This window comes from Bradyrhizobium sp. B025 (assembly GCF_042257955.1).
Lineage (GTDB): Bacteria > Pseudomonadota > Alphaproteobacteria > Rhizobiales > Xanthobacteraceae > Bradyrhizobium > Bradyrhizobium diazoefficiens.
This window is the reverse complement of sequence record NZ_CP170150.1, coordinates 7,482,125-7,499,486: the sequence shown is the minus strand read 5'-3', so window position 1 is coordinate 7,499,486 and position 17,362 is coordinate 7,482,125. Positions and strand designations below refer to the sequence as shown.

Here is a 17,362-nt window from a genome sequence, read left to right as displayed (position 1 = left end):
CCGAACCAAGGGTGAGGGTTTTGGCCATTTCCGACAAGACGATAACAACCTCATGGCCGCCAATCGCGATAGAAAAATGGTGGTACTCCCTCTTGGGCGTACATGGGTCTTTGATGGCTCAGCCGACAGACCGCGTTCTTCATCGCCCGACTGTCAAGAGGATGTCTCAATCGGGTCATCAGCGGCAATGCGCTGACCGAGCGGAACATTTCCGCTAAGCCTTCAAGACCGGACTTCTGCGCGTTAAGAGTACACGCCCTAGATTAAAGTCGACGTCGACCAGCTCACGTCGGAGAAACCATGCTCGCTCGCACCCTGCTTGCGGCCACCGTCCTGTTGATGCTCGCGCACCCGGCAATGGCGCAGGCGCCGCTCGCGACCTACAAATCCTTGAGTCCCGGGCTGGCGCTTGATCTGGCAAGTGAGGGTTTCTGTCCTCGGCATCGAAGCCCTCATCAGCTCGGCGACGTTGCTTGACTCACGTCAAGAACGCGCGTGGCGCAGCGTGTTAGTCGGGAAACTGGGGCGGTACCATTCGAACCATGGACACGAAGCAATGGTCACGCAAAACAACATCAATTTCTTCACCAACTGGGCCAAGGAGCGTCTTGACGAAATGGAAGCAACGGTGACCTCGCTCGAAGCCAGGGCTTCCGAGGTGCAGTCGGAAGCGCGTGAGAAGGCCACGAAGGTTCTGGCGGATCTCTGCAAGCAGCGCGACGAATTCCGCGACACCGTGAAGAAGCAGTCGGAGGTCGGCGAGGCCGCCTGGACCCAGGCAAAATCAAGGATGGAAGCCGATTGGCGTGTGTTCGAGACCGAGGCCGGAAAATACGTCGAAAGCTTCGGCAAGCAGATCGAGCAGCAACAGGCGACGTTCAAGCTTCAGGCCGAAGCGCAGCTCAAGGCGTGGCGCGAAGCCGCCGACAAGCTCGGCAGCGATGCCAAGAACTTTGCGTCCGAGCGCCGCGGCGACATCGACGCAGCCCTGAAGCGCATGAATGCCGATGCAATCGAGGCGGAGAAAAAACTGGAGAAGCTCAGAGAGGCGGGGACCCACTCATGGTCCGCACTCATGGCGGCCCTGGCGGAGACCCGCCTTGCCTTTGATCGTGCCAACGAGGCGGCGCGGGAGGCTTTCAAGCGAGCTGCCTGATCAGGCGCGGTGAACTTCCGGAGACCGCCGTCTGGCGGTCTCCTTGCCGTCGGCAACTCGAGCGTTGCCCTGCCACGCCAGCGGCCTTCTCAGCGTCCGCGCTAGATGCCCAGCAGCTTGCGCGCGTTCGCCTTCAGCACCTTCGGCCGGATCTCGTCGCGGATGTCGATCTTGGCGAAGTCCGACAGCCAGCGGTCCGGCGTGATCACCGGCCAGTCCGAGCCGAACAGCATCTTGTCCTGCAGAATCGAGTTGATGTAGCGCACCAGGATCGGCGGGAAGTATTTCGGCGACCAGCCCGACAGGTCGATGTAGACGTTCGGCTTGTGGGTCGCGACCGACAGCGCCTCTTCCTGCCAGGGGAAGGAGGGGTGGGCGAGGATGATCTTGAGATCGGGAAAATCCGCCGCGACGTCGTCCATGTACATCGGGTTGGAATATTTCAGCCGCATCCCCATGCCGCCGGGCATGCCCGAGCCGACGCCGGTCTGGCCGGTGTGGAACAGCGCGATGGCGCCGCCATTGTTGATCTCTTCGTAGAGCGGATAGGCCATGCGGTCGTTGGCATAGAAGCCCTGCATGGTCGGATGGAATTTGAAGCCGCGCACGCCGTATTCCTCGATCAGCTTGCGCGCCTCGCGCGCCCCGAGCTTGCCCTTGTGCGGGTCGATCGAGACGAACGGGATGAGGACGTCGAGATGGTCGGAGGCGACCTCCAGCATCTCGTAATTGTTGTAGCGGCGGAAACCGGTCTCGCGCTCGGCGTCGACCGGGAAGATCACGGCGGCGATGTTCTTGGAGCGATAGTAGGCGGCGGTCTCCGGCACGGTCGGCGGATGCTTGTTCGGCGACTTGAAGTACTCCGCCATCTGCGCCTGGAAGTCGTCATAGCCGTCGTCGGCGTGGCAGCCGCAGGGCTCTTCGGCGTGGGTGTGGATGTCGATGGCGACGACATCGTCGATGTTGGGCAGCTTCAGCTTCGGCATTGGTTTCCTCCCGACGGGTTGCCAAATTGATTATATGATATAACGAATTTGGCAAGGCGTGGCTGGAAGCAAAACCGCAGCCCGCAAAAGTCTTTGCCGTGCCTGGCCTCTGATGCGGCAGATCGGGCCGATCCGGCTGTTTCTACTGTGCATGGGGTTGTTTTCGCGAAATTGCCGGTTCGGAACCGGGCAGTTAACATTGACATGACCTCCCGCCATGCCTTAAGAACCGCCCCGTCCCGGGCGGTCGTCCGCCAGCGGGAAAAATCTCATTTTGCCACATTCGCGCGTGCCGAAACGGTAGTGCCGAACACGGCCTTTCGAACGTTCAGGATTCTGCCATGAAGGTCCGTAACTCGCTGAAATCGCTGCGCGGTCGCCATCGCGCCAACCGCCTGGTCCGCCGCAAGGGCCGGGTCTATGTGATCAACAAGGTGCAGCGCCGCTTCAAGGCTCGCCAGGGCTGATTAGCCCTGCCGGACGCCCCGCGCGCCCCGCAAGACCACGGTCTCACACGAGTTTGACGCCGCCTTTGCTTTGCAAGGGCGGCTTTACGCGTCTAGACTTCGGTCATGGCATCGAGAGTCCTGGCAGTGAGATTCCCTTTCGCACGCACCCTGTGTCTGGCCCTTGCCCTGGGAACCGCCGGCCTCGCTCCGGCCGCGGCGCAGCAGGTTGAGCCGCCGTCCCCGCCCGGCAAGCAGAAGAAGCTTCCCGAAGCGCCGGCCAAGCTGCCCAAGGTCGATCGCACCAAAAATCTCGATTTCCTGTTCGGCGCGCTGAAGGCGGCGCCCGACGATGTCAGCGCCAAGCATGTCGAGGCGCGGATCTGGGCGATCTGGCTCCAGACCCCGAGCGATACCGCCTCGCTGCTGATGGCGCGGGCCAAGACCGCGGTCGACGCGCAGAAGATCGACGTCGCGATCAAGCTGCTGGATTCGGTCATCAAGCTCAGGCCCGACTACATCGAGGCCTGGAACCGGCGCGCCACGCTCTACTACATGCAGAACGACTACGGCCGCTCGCTCGCCGACATCCAGCAAGTGCTGATCCGCGAACCCCGCCATTTCGGCGCGCTCGCGGGGCTCGGCATGATCATGCAGGAGGTCGGCGACGAGAAGCGCGCGCTCGAGGCCTACCGCAAGGCGCTCGCCGTCAATCCGCACCTCGAGAAGATCCCCGATCAGGTCAAGGCGCTGACCGAAAAGGTCGAAGGCCGCGACATCTAGAGCACGATCCGGACCCGAAGGGCCGCGCCAGCGCAAAGGGATAGTTTGATCATTTCCCGAGCGATTGCGGCGCACGCGGATTAACCACGATCACACGCGTCGCATGAGCTGGGGTATCGCCAATGCGGCCGCAGGCCTACCTGCATGGCAGGAGCAAAGCCATGAAGCGTTTGATTTTTGCGGGTAGCTTGTTGCTCGCGTCGGGAACGGTGAGTCTCGCCGACGGACTGTTCTGGGTGGTCGGCAACCGCGCCACCGGCAAATGCAACATCGTGACCAGCAATCCGGTCATCATCGGCGACATCTGGTTCGGCGATGGTCCCTACAAGTCCAGGGCCGACGCCAAGCTCGCCCGCTCGACCATCCGCGCCTGTCCCGCGGTCAGTCCCGACGACGAAAAGGACGCGGACAAGACGGACTAGGTCCGGCCCGCACCTAATGCAGGGCGCTGCCGCCGCGCTCGGCGAGGCCGCGATCGGCCGCTGCGGCGTAAGCCCTGGCGAGCTCCGCCTCGAGATGCTCGTTGATCAGGAGCAGCGCCCGCACGGCACCGCGCAGGTCACCGTTGCAGCTTGCGACAATCTCGTCGATTGCAGTGTCGTTCGATCTGAAGCTCATCGAAATTCTCCGGTTCAAATCAGGACAAATCCTGCCGGCCTGTCCCGCATCCCCTGAGGTCGCGAGGAGGATCGGCGCCCACCCGCGCCTAAATGGCGGAACCGACCATGGCGATTATATGGAAACCGCTATGACGACCGCATGAAGCTGGTCCGAAGCTTGCGCGCAATCAGGAATTAGATTGATTCTATTGAGTTTTTCTGGCCCTCGATTTTGCACATATCCACAGCCCCTCATTTCCGGTGGAAGTGCTGAAGCGCCTGGGGCGAAACTGCCGCGTGCCACGTCCGTAATTGCCAGGTGCCTTATTACGTCCGGATTCTCTCCATGATCGTGATGACAGTCGTGACGGCGCTGGTTCTGCTGGCGCTGGTCACGCAGGCTGGAATCGTCGCCGTGCAACGCGCCTTTCCGCCGCAGGGCCGGATGATCGAGGTCGATGGCGCGACGCTTCACGTCGTCGACATCGGCCCGCGCGATTCAGGCCTGCCGGTCGTGATGCTGCACGGCGCGAGCTCCAATCTCGAAGCGATGCGACGCCCGCTCGGCGATCTCCTGGCAAAAGACCATCGCGTCATCCTGATCGACCGTCCCGGCCATGGCTGGAGCACGCGCGCGCGGCGGCAGGATTCGACGCCGCAGATCCAGGCGCGGATGATCGACGAGGCGCTTCGTAAGCTCGGAATCGATCGTGCGGTGTTCGTCGTGCATTCCTGGAGCGGGGCGCTCGGCGCGCGCCTCGCGCTCGATCATCGGGGCCGCGTCGCCGGCCTCGTGATGCTGGCGCCCGTCACGCATCCCTGGCGCGGCGGCGTCGGCCGCTACAACGAGCTCATCGCGATGCCCGTGATCGGCCCGTTGCTCGCCTACACCATCACGCTGCCGCTCGGGTATTTCGTCGCCGAGTCCGGCGCGCGCAACGTGTTCCTGCCGCAGACCATGCCCGATGGTTTCGTGCAGCACTCCGCGACGCCGCTGCTGCTGCGGCCGCGCGAGTTCATCGCCAATGCCTATGATCTGGTGACGTTGAAGGCGTCGGTGGCCGGGCAAGCCACGCGCTATGGCCAAATATCGGCCCCGGTCACGATCATCGCCGGCGAACCCGACAAGACGGTGAAGACCAACATCCACGCGCGCCCGTTCGCAGCTCAGGTGCCGAATGCAAAGCTGATCGTGCTGCCCGATCTCGGCCACATGGTGCAGAACGCCGTGCCGGATCTGGTGAAGACGGAGATCGAGACGATGATCGGGAAAATCGTGCCGGCGCAGGCGGCCGCCGACTGAAGCGTTTTCGAGGGAAGCGGATACCGGTTCGCGTGAAGAAAACGCGTCAAAACAAGAAGCCGGAGCTTCGGCTCTGCTTCAATCAGAACCGAAGCTCTGGCGGCCGCCTCTCGCGCGCTTACTGCTTGATCTTCCCGTCCTTGTCGAACTGCGAGACAAAGGTCCAGAGATTGTTGATCTCGGTCTCGTTCTTGATGCCGGCGAACGCCATCTTGGTGCCGGGGATCTTGGCCTTGGGGTCCTTGATGTACTCCTTGAACGTGGCTTCGTCCCAGGTGATGCCGGAATTCTTGTTCGCATCCGAATAGCTGTAGTCCGGCGCAGTTCCCGACTTGCGGCCGTTGAGGCCGTTGAGCTCGGGGCCGACCTTGTTCTTGGCGCCTTCGCCGATCGCGTGGCAGGCCAGGCACTTGTTGAACGACGTCTTGCCCGCGGCGGCGTCCTGCGCCATCGCTTTGGAAGACATGGCGGTGGACGCTGCGGCAGTCATGGCGAGGGCAACTAGCGCGCCGAAAGTCAGTTTTGTCATAAGGGTGCTCTTCGTCTCTTCCCGGGTCAGATGGAGGGTCGTGGTTTTGGCAGGTCCAGGGCAAGTGGACAAGCCGCGAATCCTTGACAGGTTTCCTGATAGCAGACTTGCCCCAGAGAGAACTTGCGCTGCAACAATGCAATGCGACCTTCGGAGGACCTACCCAAAGACGGCAAGACATGATTGATTTGCCGGGACAATTCCCTCCGTCGGACGAAGGCTTCGTAATATGGCCATCATGATGCCCGCAAGCGACCAGGCGGTGCTGGCGCGTCGCAGCGAGATCGTCGCCGCCTTGCGCGCAATCGTATCAGGCGAAGGCGTGATCGACAGCGCCGCCGAGATGCGGGCCTATGAATCCGACGGGCTGACCGCCTATCGCCAGCCGCCGATGGTCGTGGTGCTGCCCGATACGACCGAGCAGGTCTCGCTCGTCCTGAAATATTGTGCCAGGCAGGGCATCAAGGTGGTGCCGCGCGGCTCCGGCACCTCGCTGTCCGGCGGCGCGCTGCCGCTCGAAGACGGCGTGCTGCTCGGGCTCGGCAAGTTCAAGCGCATCCGCGAGATCGATTTCGACAACCGCGTCGTCGTCACCGAGCCCGGTGTCACCAATCTGGCGATCAGCCAGGCGGTCGCGCATGCCGGCTTCTATTACGCGCCCGATCCGTCCTCGCAGATCGCCTGCTCGATCGGCGGCAATGTCGCGGAGAATTCCGGCGGCGTGCACTGCCTCAAATACGGCATGACCACCAACAACGTGCTGGGTTGCGAGATCGTGCTGATGAGCGGCGAGATCCTGCGGATCGGCGGCAAGGGGTGCGAGAACGCCGGCTACGACCTGATGGGCGTCATCACCGGCTCCGAAGGTCTGCTCGGCGTCATCACCGAGATCACGGTGCGCATTCTGCAAAAGCCGGAGACGGCGCGCGCGCTGATGGTCGGCTTCGCGGAGGTCGAAGCGGCCGGCGAATGCGTGGCACGCATCATCGGCGCCGGCATCATTCCCGGCGGCATGGAGATGATGGACAAGCCCGCGATCCACGCCGCGGAAGCCTTCGTCCATGCCGGCTATCCGCTCGACGTCGAGGCGCTGCTCATCATCGAGCTCGACGGTCCCAAGATCGAGGTCGACGAGCTGATCACGCGCGTCGAGACCATCGCCAATGCCTGCGGCTCGACCACCTGCCAGATCTCGACCTCGGAGGCCGAGCGCAACCTGTTCTGGGCGGGCCGGAAAGCCGCGTTTCCGGCCGTCGGCCGCATCTCGCCCGACTATCTCTGCATGGACGGCACCATCCCGCGCGGTGCGTTGCCGAAGGCGCTGGCGCGCATCCGCGAGCTATCGGAAAAATACCAGCTCGGCTGCGCCAATGTGTTCCACGCCGGCGACGGCAATTTGCACCCGCTGATCCTCTACGATGCCAACAAGCCCGGCGAGATCGAGCGGGCCGAGGCCTTCGGCGCTGACATTCTGCGCGCCTGTGTCGAGTTCGGCGGGGTGCTCACCGGCGAGCACGGCGTCGGCATCGAGAAGCGCGATCTGATGCCGGAGATGTTCAGCGAGATCGACCTCAACCAGCAGCAGCGGCTGAAATGCGCCTTCGACGCGCAGGGCCTGCTCAACCCCGGAAAAGTGTTTCCGACCCTGCACCGCTGCGCCGAGCTCGGCCGCATGCACGTGCACGCGGGCAAGCTGGCGTTTCCGGACATTCCGCGGTTCTAGGCGCTCGCGCGGAGGGAAGGGGCTTGCGATGCAAACCTCTTCCCTCCGAAACGCTTACAGCAGCCCGTATTGCGCCCGCTCGCGCTTCGCCAGTAGCGGCAGGGCTTCGCCGGCGATGTACGTCTTGAAGTGCGCGCTCTCCTGGTGCGCCTTGAAAGCGGCCTCGTCGCGGAACAGCTCGTAGAACAGGAACTGGGCCGGATTCTCCCTGGCGCGTGAGATCAGGAACAGCTTGACGCCGTCCTCGCGCTGCGCCTCGGGCAGGAAGCGTTCGAGGATCGCGGCGACCTTGTCGGCCTCGCCGGGCTTGGCCTCCCATTGCGCGACGACGAGCAGGCCGCCGCCGTCGACGGCGTCGCTGAGGGATTTCTGCGTGGCATAGTGGTTCATGGTCTTTCCTCCTTGCTGCTGGGCTTGAGATGACGACGTCCACGGCGAGAGATAAATCGCCAGGACGGCACCGAAGGCGGTGATCACCGACCTGCGGCTGAATGTTTCGTGGACGCGCGGCGCCGACCGCGCATATGTCGATCGCTCCATGTGTGTCTCCGTCGGTTGGGCTCGATCGCGATCGGCGCAAGCTTGTAGCGATGGCCTGTCGGCTTTGGTTCGCCGGTGATCGAAGTGTCGATGTCGTGAACGCTTCGATCTTTATCGAACCGTTGTTGTCGGATGTCGCGGAGCCAGCCTGATGGAGTTTCGTCGCACGCCGCACTGGCATTGCTCGGCTGGGTGGTCGCCGCGTCACGCTGCATTTGATTTTGGCGGCGAATTTCGCTACCGCCTTTTCCCGTGGATACGCTCAAGGTCAGAGACGCCAAAGACGTCGAAGAGGTGGTGCGCGCGGCGATTGCCAACGAGCAGCCGCTCGAGATCATCGGTCATGGCAGCAAGCGCAGCATTGGCCACGCGATGGCGACCAACGCCGTGCTCGACGTCTCCGCGCTCAATGCCGTCACCTCCTACGAGCCCAACGAACTGATCGTGACGCTTGAGGCCGGTGCGCCGCTGGCCGACGTGCTGTCGCTGATCGATGCCAAGAACCAGCAATTCGCCTTTGAGCCGATGAACACCGCGCCGCTGCTCGGCACGCCCGTATCAGGCACCATCGGCGGCATGATCGCGGCGGGCCTCGCCGGCCCGCGGCGCATCCGGGCGGGCGGGGCGCGCGACCACCTGCTCGGGGCGCACGCCGTCTCCGGTTTCGGCGACAGCTTCAAGACCGGCGGCAAGGTGGTGAAGAACGTCACCGGCTACGACCTCTGCAAGCTTCTGGCCGGTTCCTGGGGCACGCTGTCGGTGATGACCGAGGTCACGCTGAAGGTGATGCCGAAGCCGGAGGCCGAGCGGACGCTGCTGCTGCGCGGGCTCGACGATGCCGCCGCCAACAAGGCGATGACCGCGGCGCTCGGCTCGCCCTTCGACGTGTCCGGCGCCGCCCACCTGCCGAAATCCGCGTTCCGGGCGAAGATCGACGGGCTCGGCGACATCGCGGGCCAGGGCGAAGCGCTGACCGTGCTGCGGCTCGAAGGCATTACCGCTTCAGCCGCCCACCGCGCCGGTTCGCTGCGCGAATTGCTGGCGCCGTTCGGAACCGCGGCCCTGGTCGAGGACGCATCGTCGGCGGCACTGTGGGCGACCGTCCGCGATGTCCTGCCGTTCGCGGCCGGCGGCGCGCTGGGCGCCCGGCCGGTGTGGCGGATCGTCTGTCCGCCGGCGTCAGGTGCGGCGCTCGGGACCCAGCTGGCGCGCGAGACCGGCGGCGACGTGATCTACGATTGGGGCGGCGGATTGATCTGGGCCGCACTGCCGCCGAAGGGCGATGCGCATGAACCGGCCGTGCGCGCGCGTGCGAATGCGGTCGGCGGGCATGCCATGCTGATCCGGGCGGCAGAGGATGTCAGGCGCGATGTCGATGTGTTCCATCCGCAAGCGCCAGGCATCGCCGCCCTGAGCGAGCGGGTGCGGGCCGGTTTCGATCCGAAGTCCATTCTCAACCGGGGACGGCTGACGCGGGGCGCTGCGGCATGAAGACCGAATTCTCACTGGCGCAGCTTGCCGATCCCGATATCGCGGAGGCCGACAAGATCCTGCGCGCCTGCGTCCATTGCGGCTTCTGCACTGCAACCTGTCCGACCTATGTGCTGCTCGGCGACGAGCTCGATAGCCCGCGCGGCCGCATCTATCTGATCAAGGAGATGCTGGAGAAGGACCAGGCGCCGACAGCCGAGGTGGTCAAGCATGTCGACCGCTGCCTGTCGTGCCTGGCCTGCATGACGACCTGCCCCTCCGGGGTGAACTACATGCACCTCGTCGACCAGGCCCGGGTCAGGATCGAGCAGCGCTATCAGCGGCCGCTCACCGAGCGGCTGCTGCGCCAGGTGCTGGCCTTCGTCCTGCCGGATCCGCAGCGCTTCCGCGCCAGCATGTGGCTGGCGCGGCTGGCCCGTCCGCTCGCCGTATTCCTGCCGACGCCGCGGCCCTCGGCGACACCGGGCCTGGTCCAGCGCCTCAAGGCGATGCTGGCGCTGGCCCCGAACCGGCTGCCGTCGCCCGGCCCCCTCCCGGGCAGCGTGTTCGCGGCGCTCGGCAAGAAGCGCGGCCGGGTCGCGCTGCTCCAGGGCTGCGCGCAGCAGGTGCTGGCGCCGCGCATCAACCAGGCTGCCATCAGTCTTCTCACCCGCCACGGCATCGAGGTCGTCCTGGTCAGGGACGAGCAATGCTGCGGCGCGCTGACCCATCACCTCGGCAACGACCACGATGCGCTGGCGCGGGCTCGCGCCAATATCGCGGCATGGCGGGCGGAAGCGGCCGGCGAGGGGCTCGACGCCATCCTGGTGACGGCGTCCGGCTGCGGCACCGTGATCAAGGACTACGGCTATCTGCTGCGCGAGGACGCTGCGTTCGCGGCCGATGCGGCGAAGGTGTCCGCGCTTGCCAAGGACATCACCGAATATGTTGCCGGCCTCGATCTCGCGACCACTGCGATAGGCGACAACATCGTCGTCGCCTATCACTCCGCCTGTTCGTTGCAGCACGGGCAGAAAATCACGGGCCTTCCGAAAGAATTGCTTTCCAAGAATGGATTCGTGGTGAAAGATGTGCCCGAGAGCCATTTGTGTTGCGGTTCGGCGGGGACCTACAACATTCTCCAACCCGAGCTTGCGGGTCGGTTGCGTGATCGCAAGGTCGCCAACATCGCGAGCGTCAAGCCGGACATGATTGCCGCGGGCAATATCGGCTGCATGGTGCAGATTGCCAGTGGCACGTCAGTTCCGGTCGTACACACGATTGAGCTTCTCGATTGGGCTACGGGCGGGTCGCGGCCGGCATTGAACGCGTCGAGCTGAGCTTTCGTCCGGAGGTGACGGCGGAAAGACGTCCGATCGACCATTGTTCGGCGGCAACAGGAGGACCACGATGGCGAAAGCGAAAAAGAAAAAAAGCAAGAAGGCAAAAAAGGCCAAGAAGGCTGTAGCGGCGAAGAAGACCGCGAAGAAGGCGACGAAGAAGGCAGCCAAGAAGTCAGCGAAGAAATCTGCCAAGAAGGCCGCTAAGAAGGCCGCACCGAAGAAGTCGGCCAAGAAGGCTGCGAAGAAGGCTGCACCGAAGAAGGCCGCCAAGAAGGTTGCGAAGAAGGCGGCACCGAAGAAGGCGAAGGCAGCTCCCGCGCCGAAGCCGTCAGCGCCGGTGGCAGCTCCGGCTCCCGAGCCTGTCGCCGAGACAAGCTGGGCGATGCCTTCGTCTTCTGCGGAACCGACGCCGGCCGAGGGGCAGGGTTAGGCCCGCGGTCAGGCCAGGGGCTGGGCCAGGGCTGGCTTCAACCCAACGACCACGATCGACAGCAGGAGGGCCGCGGCGGCGACGCTGCGGCCTTTCTGCATCGCGGCTGTGGCTGCCGGAGGCCGCCATTCCCCGGCGCCAGCCCGATTCGTAGCGCGCGGAGCACGGTACTGCAGGTCTCCGTACTAACCCCGTCCTCCAGTGCCCTTTGGAGGGCAAATAATGTGATCGAGAAGCCACACAGGCAGACAACCTTTCGTGAAATCGTCAGAACGCCTAAAAAGTCAGCAGATGCCCGCGTTTTTTGCTTCACGGTTCACATCCTCCGATCCAGATTGCCGCAGTCATGAATTTTTGATGTTGGGTCGTACGCCCCGGGGGGCTTCCGGGAAACCGACTGGGTGAGAACTGGTGATGGGGATCGAAATGAAAAAAGTGGCTTTGTTGGCAACGGCGCTGGCAATGGTGACGACGGGTTCGGCTTTCGCGGCGGATATGGCGGTGAAGGCCAAGAAGGCCCCGCCGGTCGCTGCCTTCGACCCCTGGGACATCGCCTTCGGCGGTGCGCTCGTCAGCGATTACATCTTTCGCGGCGTGACCCAGTCGAACCACCAGCCGTCGGTCGCCGCTTATTTCGAGCCGCGCTACAACGTCACCAAGGACCTCCAGCTTTACGCCGGTGTGTCCGCGGAGAGCATCTCCTTCGCCAACCGCGCTGCGGCTGAAGTCGACGTCTACGGCGGTATCCGCCCGACCTTCGGCGCCTTCGCCTTCGACTTCGGTATCTGGGGCTACCTGTATCCGGGCGGAAGCTGCGCCGACAACGTGCTCACCGGCGGCGTTCCCGGCGGCAACGTCTGCGCCGTCAGCACCACCACGATCTTCCTCGCCGACGGCAACGTCATGAAGAAGAACGTCAGCTTCTTCGAAGGCTATGCCAAGCTGAACTACACCATCAACGACAACTGGGCCGTCGGCGTGAACGAGTACTACTCGCCGAACTTCCTGAACTCGGGTGCCTGGGGCAACTACGCGTCGGTGACTGCCAAGTACACCGCGCCCAGCACTGTCTTCGGTCCCTCGGGCGTCGGCATGTATGTGTCGGGTGAGTTCGGCCGCCAGTGGTTCGGCACCTCGGACGCCTTCTACGGCACCGGCGCCGGCACCGTTTTCGCGAACGGTATTCCCTACAAGGACTACAACACCTGGAACGTCGGCATCGGCTTCACCTACAAGGTGTTCACGCTGGATCTGCGTTACTCCGACACCGACCTGAACAAGGGTGATTGCAACGCCTTCACCAGCGCCTTCAATGCCACCGGCACCACCAACGTCACCCCGATCAACCCGAGCGGCGCTGGCTCCAACTGGTGCGGCGCGGCCGGCATCGCCAAGCTGTCGTTCGACCTGACGGCGATGACCAACCTGAAGTAAGTTTCTTCCCGAAACGACTTGCTGAGGGCGGCAGAGCAATCTGCCGCCCTTTTGCTTCTTGCGGCCTGGAGCGCTGCGATCGTGCCGGGCCTTCATGGTTTTCTAGGCGATGCGAAGCATCGTCCGGGAGGCGCGCCGCAGGGCGGCGCTCCTCACCATGAGGATCTGGGACTTTGCGGCGAAGTCCGACCTCATCCTGAGGGCTCGCCAAAGGCCGGCGTCTCGAGGGATGGGCCGCAAGGAAAGGCCCTTATCGAGGTCCTTCGACTACGATAGCGATCATCTTGCGCCTTAGCGCGCCACGGTCGATTCCGCCTGGACCGGCTCGCCGCTCTTGCCGAGGACGTGGATCTGGCCGTCCTTCACCATCGTCACCTTGCGGGTATGGAAAGCATCGAGGGTCGAGCGATGGCCGATCGAGACGATGGCGGCTTGCGGCAGCCTCTCCGTCAGCAGCCGGTACAGCCGGGCCTCGGACGGCTCGTCCAGCGAGGCGGTGGCCTCGTCCAGGAACAGATAGTCCGGCGCATGCAGCAGCGCGCGGGCGAGACCCAGACGCTGCTGTTCGCCGAGCGACAGCATCCGGTTCCAGTGCCCGTCCTCGTCGAGCCGCTCGGCGAGGTCGGGCAATCCGACCGCGATCAGCGCGTCCTGGACGCGCGCGGCGTCGAATGTATCAGGCGCTGCGGGATAGACCACGGCATCGCGCAGAACCCCGACGGGGAAATAGGGGCGCTGCGGCAGCATCATCAGCTTCGCCCTTTCAGGGACGACGATGGTGCCGGTGCCGAACGGCCAGATGCCGGCGATGGCCCGGAACAGGGTCGACTTGCCGGAGCCGGACGGCCCCGTCACCAGCACGCGCTCCGGCACCTGGATGGCGAAGGCGCCGGCGGCGACCAGCGGCGTGCCGTTGGGCAGGTTCACGCAGAGCTGCTCGAGGCCGATATTGCGGTCGCCGCCGGCGGCCTCGAGGGCGATCGCCGGCTCATGTGCCGGCAGGTTCGCGGCTGAATCGACCGACATCTCGAAGCCATCGAGACGCGCGACGATCGAGCGCCATTCCGCGAGCGATCGGTAAGCCGTGACGAAGAACGACAACGCGCCTTGTACGCTGGAAAAGGCCGATGCGGTCTGCATCATGTCGCCGAGCTGGATCTTCTTGGCGAAGAAGGCCGGCGCCACCAGCACATAGGGAAAGATCACGGCGGCCTGCTGATAGCTCGCGGTGAACGCGGTGAGGCGCTTGGTCCGGCTCATGATGGCGTACCAGTTGCCGATCACAAGGCCGAAGCGACCCAGGAGCCGGCCGCGTTCGGCCCCTTCACCCTTGAGCAGCGCGATCTGCTCGGAATTCTCGCGGACGCGAACGAGGTGGAAGCGGAAGTCGGCCTCATAGCGCTGCTGCTCGAAATTGAGGTTGACCAGCGGAGCGCCGATCCAGTGCGTCAGCGCGGTGCCGAAGATCGCGTAGACCAGCGCGCCCCAGCAAAGATAGCCCGGGATCATGAGGTCGGTGCCGAACAGGTGCAGCGGCGCGGCGTTGGAGAGACCCCAGAGGATGATCACGAAGGAGAACAGCGTCACGATCGACGAGAGCAGGCCGAGCCCGATCGTCAGGGTCTGCTCGACGAAGTTCTTGACGTCCTCGGTGATGCGCTGGTCCGGGTTGTCAGCCGCATCGCCCTTGAGCTGCATACGGTAATGCGTGGCGCCTTGCAGCCATTCGCCCAGATAGTGCCGGGTCAGCCATTGCCGCCAGCGGATCTGGAGCCATTGGTTCAAGTACAGCTTGTAGACCGCCAGCGCGATAAACATCGAGGCGAGGGCGACGAAAATCCAGATCTGCGTGACGAACGCGTCCCAGTCGCTCGCCTGCAGTGCGCTGTAGAACCGGTTCTGCCACTGGTTCACGAGCACGTCGATCGCGACCAGCGCCAGCTCCATCGCGATCACGGCGGCGAGCAGGCCGCGGCCGACCCATTTGTCCTCGGATCGGAAATAGGGGACGGCGATTCGCCAGACGATCGCGAGCGTGGCGCTGATGTTCTTCACAGAGCTCTGTCTCCTGAGGGGATGTGCACAAATGCCTGGAGCCAAATGGCTGAGGCAACGGCCGAAATGGGCGCGCTTAGACTAAAGTCGCAAGTTCTGCAATTTGCGTTGGCTTGTCGGCGCTTGCAACCCTAGCATGGGGTTTAACGGCGCGGGGTGGGGGCCTTCGGGACTTCGCGAGCTTGTGAGCGGACGGGAACCGCCGCATTCGCGAGGAATTCGCGTCCAGCTCGGGGGTTATCGCTTCCAGCGTCAAGCAGGTTCGGCTGTCCACGCGGGCCGCCTGCGGCACACATGCGTGGGGGAGGAAGACCATGTGGAATCAAATCTATGATCCGCTGCACAACCCTGTGCTGTCGACGATCGCCGCGGCGGTACCCGTCGTCACGCTGCTGGTCCTGATCGCGAGCGGCCGCGTCCAGGCGCATATCGCGGCCATCATCGCCGTGATCGTAGCCAACCTGATCACGATATTCGTCTTCACCATGCCGGTGAACATGTCGATCCGCGCCTCGATCCTCGGCGTCGTGACCGGCTTCTTCCCGATCGGCTGGATCGTTCTCAACGTCATCTTCCTCTACCAGGTGACGGTGACCACCGGACGCTTCGAATTGCTCAAGCGCGCGGTCGGCGGCGTCACCGAGGACCGGCGGCTGCAATTGCTGCTGATCGCGTTCTCGTTCGGCGCCTTCTTCGAGGGCGCCTCCGGCTTCGGCACGCCGGTTGCGATCACCGGCGCGGTGCTGATCGGCCTCGGCTTCTCGCCGCTCGCCGCTTCCGGCCTGTCGCTGATCGCCAACACCGCGCCGGTCGCCTATGGCGCGCTGGGCACGCCGATCCAGGGCCTTGCCTCGGTCACCGGGCTCGATCCCTACATCCTCGGCGCGATGGTCGGACGGCAGTTGCCGTTCTTCTCGCTGATCGTGCCGTTCTGGGTGGTTTGGGCGTTCGCGGGCTGGAAGGGCATGAAGGACGTTTGGCCGGCGATCCTCGTCACCGGCGTGTCGTTCGCGGTCCCGCAATTCGTGATCTCGAACTTCATCAATCCGTGGATCGTCGACATCGGCGCCTCGCTGATCTCGATGGGCGCGCTGATCCTGTTCCTGAAGGTGTGGCAGCCCAGGCAGCTCTGGCTGTCGCCGGCGCTGCGCGGCCGCGACGAATCGGCCTCCACCATGGCCGCCGCAAAGCCGCTGGACAAGACACCGCTGACGCAAAGCGAACTCTTCAGCGCGCTGCTGCCATGGATCATGGTCTGCATCGTGATGCTGGTCTGGGGCAATGGCGGCTTCAAGACCTGGGCGAACTCGATCTTCACCTGGAACTATCCCGTTCCCGAGTTGCACCAGATGATCAACAAGATGCCGCCGGTCGCGCCAGGGCCGACCAAGGAGAGCGCGGTGTTCGGCTTCACCTACCTGTCCTTCACCGGTACGGGCATGCTGATCGCGGCGATCATCTCCGGCTTCCTGATGGGGGTCGGTCCCGGCAAGCTCGTGACCGAGTACGCCCGCACCATCCGGCTGTGCGCGATCTCGCTGATCACGATCTCGGCGATGCTCGCGATCGGCACGCTGACGCGCCTGTCCGGCGTCGATGCGACGCTCGGTCTCGCCTTCGCCGCAACCGGCGTGCTCTATCCCTTCTTCGGTACGCTGCTCGGCTGGCTCGGCGTGGCGCTGACGGGATCGGACACCGCCTCCAACGTGCTGTTCGGAAACTTGCAGAAGATCACATCCGAGCAGCTCGGCCTGTCGCCGATCCTGATGGGCGCGGCGAACTCCTCCGGCGGCGTGATGGGCAAGATGATCGACGCGCAATCGATCGTCGTCGCCTCCACCGCCACCAACTGGTACGGCCATGAAGGCACGATCCTGCGCTTCGTGTTCTGGCACTCGATCGTGCTGGCCTGCCTCGTCGGCGTGCTCGTGACGTTGCAGGCCTATGTCTGGCCGTTCACGGCGATGGTGCTGAAGTAACAGGCTCCACTTCGACGCAAATCCCCGCGGGGTTCACCCCCGCGGGGATTTTGCGTCCGTGCTGAGAGAACCTTCTCAATGGCGCCGCCGTCTTATAGAAGGTGCGGCAAATCAGGTCGCTCGAGAGGTTTCATGGTTTCGCTCAGGCATATGGTGTGTGCGACGGTTGCAGTGCTTGCGATGTCCACTGTCGCGCGTGCGGAGGATGGTTTTCCCTTCGGCACCGAACTGACGCTGGAGGCGTCGCCGCAGCCGGGCTCGAAGCGGATTCCGAACATCGAGATTGGAGACAATGGCGAGGTCGTGCTGGAGCTCTGGTGCAAGGGCGGCAAGGGCCAGTTCTCGGTCGCCGGCAACACCGTGATCTTCGTCCCCGGCCAGATCCAGGACCGGTCCTGCCCGCCGGCAAAGGCCCAGGCCGACGACGATCTCGTCGCAGCGCTCGGCAGCGTCGAGACCTGGAAGCGCCAGGGCGATGTGCTGACGCTTCTCGGCCCCAAGCCGCTGCGCTTCCGCGCGAACGGCAATTAGCCTCGCTGTCATACCCCGCGACCCCGGCTACGCCAAGGCTTCGCCGGGGTTGAGG

The 17,362-nt window shown here is 64.1% G+C and carries 17 protein-coding genes; 12 read left to right on the top strand and 5 right to left on the bottom strand.

What is annotated here, in order from left to right; all coding sequences use genetic code 11:
- The first annotated feature begins 409 nt into the window (after positions 1 to 409).
- A complete protein-coding gene (locus tag ACE10W_RS35470) occupies positions 410 to 1,156 on the top strand; it encodes a hypothetical protein (RefSeq protein WP_333924775.1) in 747 nt (248 codons plus the stop codon).
- Between the two features lie 101 nt (positions 1,157 to 1,257).
- Here ACE10W_RS35470 and ACE10W_RS35465 read toward each other — a convergent pair whose 3' ends face one another.
- Positions 1,258 to 2,142: a 4-hydroxyphenyl-beta-ketoacyl-CoA hydrolase gene (locus tag ACE10W_RS35465; protein WP_011090280.1), complete on the bottom strand. Its 885-nt coding sequence runs from the start codon at positions 2,140 to 2,142 to the stop codon at positions 1,258 to 1,260.
- Positions 2,143 to 2,483: 341 nt separating this feature from the next.
- On the opposite strand from ACE10W_RS35465, the gene ykgO reads away from it, so the two are divergent.
- From ykgO to ACE10W_RS35450, 3 genes are all read left to right on the top strand, one after another.
- Positions 2,484 to 2,609 (top strand): type B 50S ribosomal protein L36, encoded by a 126-nt coding sequence (gene ykgO, locus ACE10W_RS35460; RefSeq protein ID WP_006611362.1) that lies wholly within the window; start codon positions 2,484 to 2,486, stop codon positions 2,607 to 2,609.
- Positions 2,610 to 2,729: 120 nt separating this feature from the next.
- Positions 2,730 to 3,371 (top strand): tetratricopeptide repeat protein, encoded by a 642-nt coding sequence (locus ACE10W_RS35455; protein ID WP_171901323.1) that lies wholly within the window; start codon positions 2,730 to 2,732, stop codon positions 3,369 to 3,371.
- A 161-nt stretch (positions 3,372 to 3,532) separates the two neighbouring features.
- Positions 3,533 to 3,793 carry a hypothetical protein gene (locus tag ACE10W_RS35450; protein WP_060912896.1) on the top strand — a complete coding sequence of 87 codons (261 nt, stop codon included), beginning with the start codon at positions 3,533 to 3,535 and terminating at the stop codon, positions 3,791 to 3,793.
- Between the two features lie 13 nt (positions 3,794 to 3,806).
- Here the strand turns inward: ACE10W_RS35450 and ACE10W_RS35445 are convergent, their stop codons facing one another.
- Positions 3,807 to 3,989, bottom strand: a complete 183-nt coding sequence (locus ACE10W_RS35445; RefSeq protein WP_038967318.1) for a hypothetical protein — start codon at positions 3,987 to 3,989, stop codon at positions 3,807 to 3,809.
- 327 nt (positions 3,990 to 4,316) lie between these two features.
- Between ACE10W_RS35445 and ACE10W_RS35440 the strand changes: the two genes are divergently transcribed.
- On the top strand, positions 4,317 to 5,273 hold the full coding sequence (locus ACE10W_RS35440; protein ID WP_304548562.1) for an alpha/beta fold hydrolase: 957 nt from the start codon (positions 4,317 to 4,319) through the stop codon (positions 5,271 to 5,273).
- A gap of 118 nt (positions 5,274 to 5,391) precedes the next feature.
- Here the strand turns inward: ACE10W_RS35440 and cycA are convergent, their stop codons facing one another.
- Complete coding sequence (cycA, locus tag ACE10W_RS35435) at positions 5,392 to 5,802, bottom strand: cytochrome c-550 CycA (RefSeq protein WP_011090276.1); 411 nt, start codon at positions 5,800 to 5,802, stop codon at positions 5,392 to 5,394.
- Between the two features lie 229 nt (positions 5,803 to 6,031).
- Here cycA and ACE10W_RS35430 point away from each other — a divergent pair, with 229 nt between their 5' ends.
- The gene (locus ACE10W_RS35430) at positions 6,032 to 7,525 is read left to right on the top strand and encodes an FAD-linked oxidase C-terminal domain-containing protein (protein WP_028174604.1); all 1,494 of its coding nucleotides are present in this window, start codon (positions 6,032 to 6,034) and stop codon (positions 7,523 to 7,525) included.
- 54 nt (positions 7,526 to 7,579) lie between these two features.
- Here ACE10W_RS35430 and ACE10W_RS35425 read toward each other — a convergent pair whose 3' ends face one another.
- The gene (locus tag ACE10W_RS35425) at positions 7,580 to 8,065 is read right to left on the bottom strand and encodes a putative quinol monooxygenase (RefSeq protein WP_370204785.1); all 486 of its coding nucleotides are present in this window, start codon (positions 8,063 to 8,065) and stop codon (positions 7,580 to 7,582) included.
- 252 nt (positions 8,066 to 8,317) lie between these two features.
- On the opposite strand from ACE10W_RS35425, the gene ACE10W_RS35420 reads away from it, so the two are divergent.
- From ACE10W_RS35420 to ACE10W_RS35405, 4 genes are all read left to right on the top strand, one after another.
- A complete protein-coding gene (locus ACE10W_RS35420) occupies positions 8,318 to 9,556 on the top strand; it encodes an FAD-binding protein (RefSeq protein WP_304548558.1) in 1,239 nt (412 codons plus the stop codon).
- The gene (gene glcF, locus ACE10W_RS35415) at positions 9,553 to 10,875 is read left to right on the top strand and encodes a glycolate oxidase subunit GlcF (RefSeq protein WP_161536754.1); all 1,323 of its coding nucleotides are present in this window, start codon (positions 9,553 to 9,555) and stop codon (positions 10,873 to 10,875) included. Before ACE10W_RS35420 ends, glcF begins: the two co-directional genes overlap by 4 nt.
- 70 nt (positions 10,876 to 10,945) lie before the next feature.
- Positions 10,946 to 11,308 (top strand): hypothetical protein, encoded by a 363-nt coding sequence (locus tag ACE10W_RS35410; RefSeq protein ID WP_049832533.1) that lies wholly within the window; start codon positions 10,946 to 10,948, stop codon positions 11,306 to 11,308.
- A 426-nt stretch (positions 11,309 to 11,734) separates the two neighbouring features.
- Complete coding sequence (locus ACE10W_RS35405; RefSeq protein WP_028174608.1) at positions 11,735 to 12,742, top strand: TorF family putative porin; 1,008 nt, start codon at positions 11,735 to 11,737, stop codon at positions 12,740 to 12,742.
- A gap of 291 nt (positions 12,743 to 13,033) precedes the next feature.
- Here ACE10W_RS35405 and ACE10W_RS35400 read toward each other — a convergent pair whose 3' ends face one another.
- Positions 13,034 to 14,797 carry an ABC transporter ATP-binding protein/permease gene (locus tag ACE10W_RS35400; protein ID WP_304548556.1) on the bottom strand — a complete coding sequence of 588 codons (1,764 nt, stop codon included), beginning with the start codon at positions 14,795 to 14,797 and terminating at the stop codon, positions 13,034 to 13,036.
- A 314-nt stretch (positions 14,798 to 15,111) separates the two neighbouring features.
- Between ACE10W_RS35400 and ACE10W_RS35395 the strand changes: the two genes are divergently transcribed.
- Together ACE10W_RS35395 and ACE10W_RS35390 are read left to right on the top strand one after the other, a co-directional pair.
- On the top strand, positions 15,112 to 16,776 hold the full coding sequence (locus ACE10W_RS35395) for an L-lactate permease (protein WP_011090268.1): 1,665 nt from the start codon (positions 15,112 to 15,114) through the stop codon (positions 16,774 to 16,776).
- A 132-nt stretch (positions 16,777 to 16,908) separates the two neighbouring features.
- Positions 16,909 to 17,307: an META domain-containing protein gene (locus ACE10W_RS35390; protein WP_028174610.1), complete on the top strand. Its 399-nt coding sequence runs from the start codon at positions 16,909 to 16,911 to the stop codon at positions 17,305 to 17,307.
- Positions 17,308 to 17,362 lie beyond the last annotated feature (55 nt).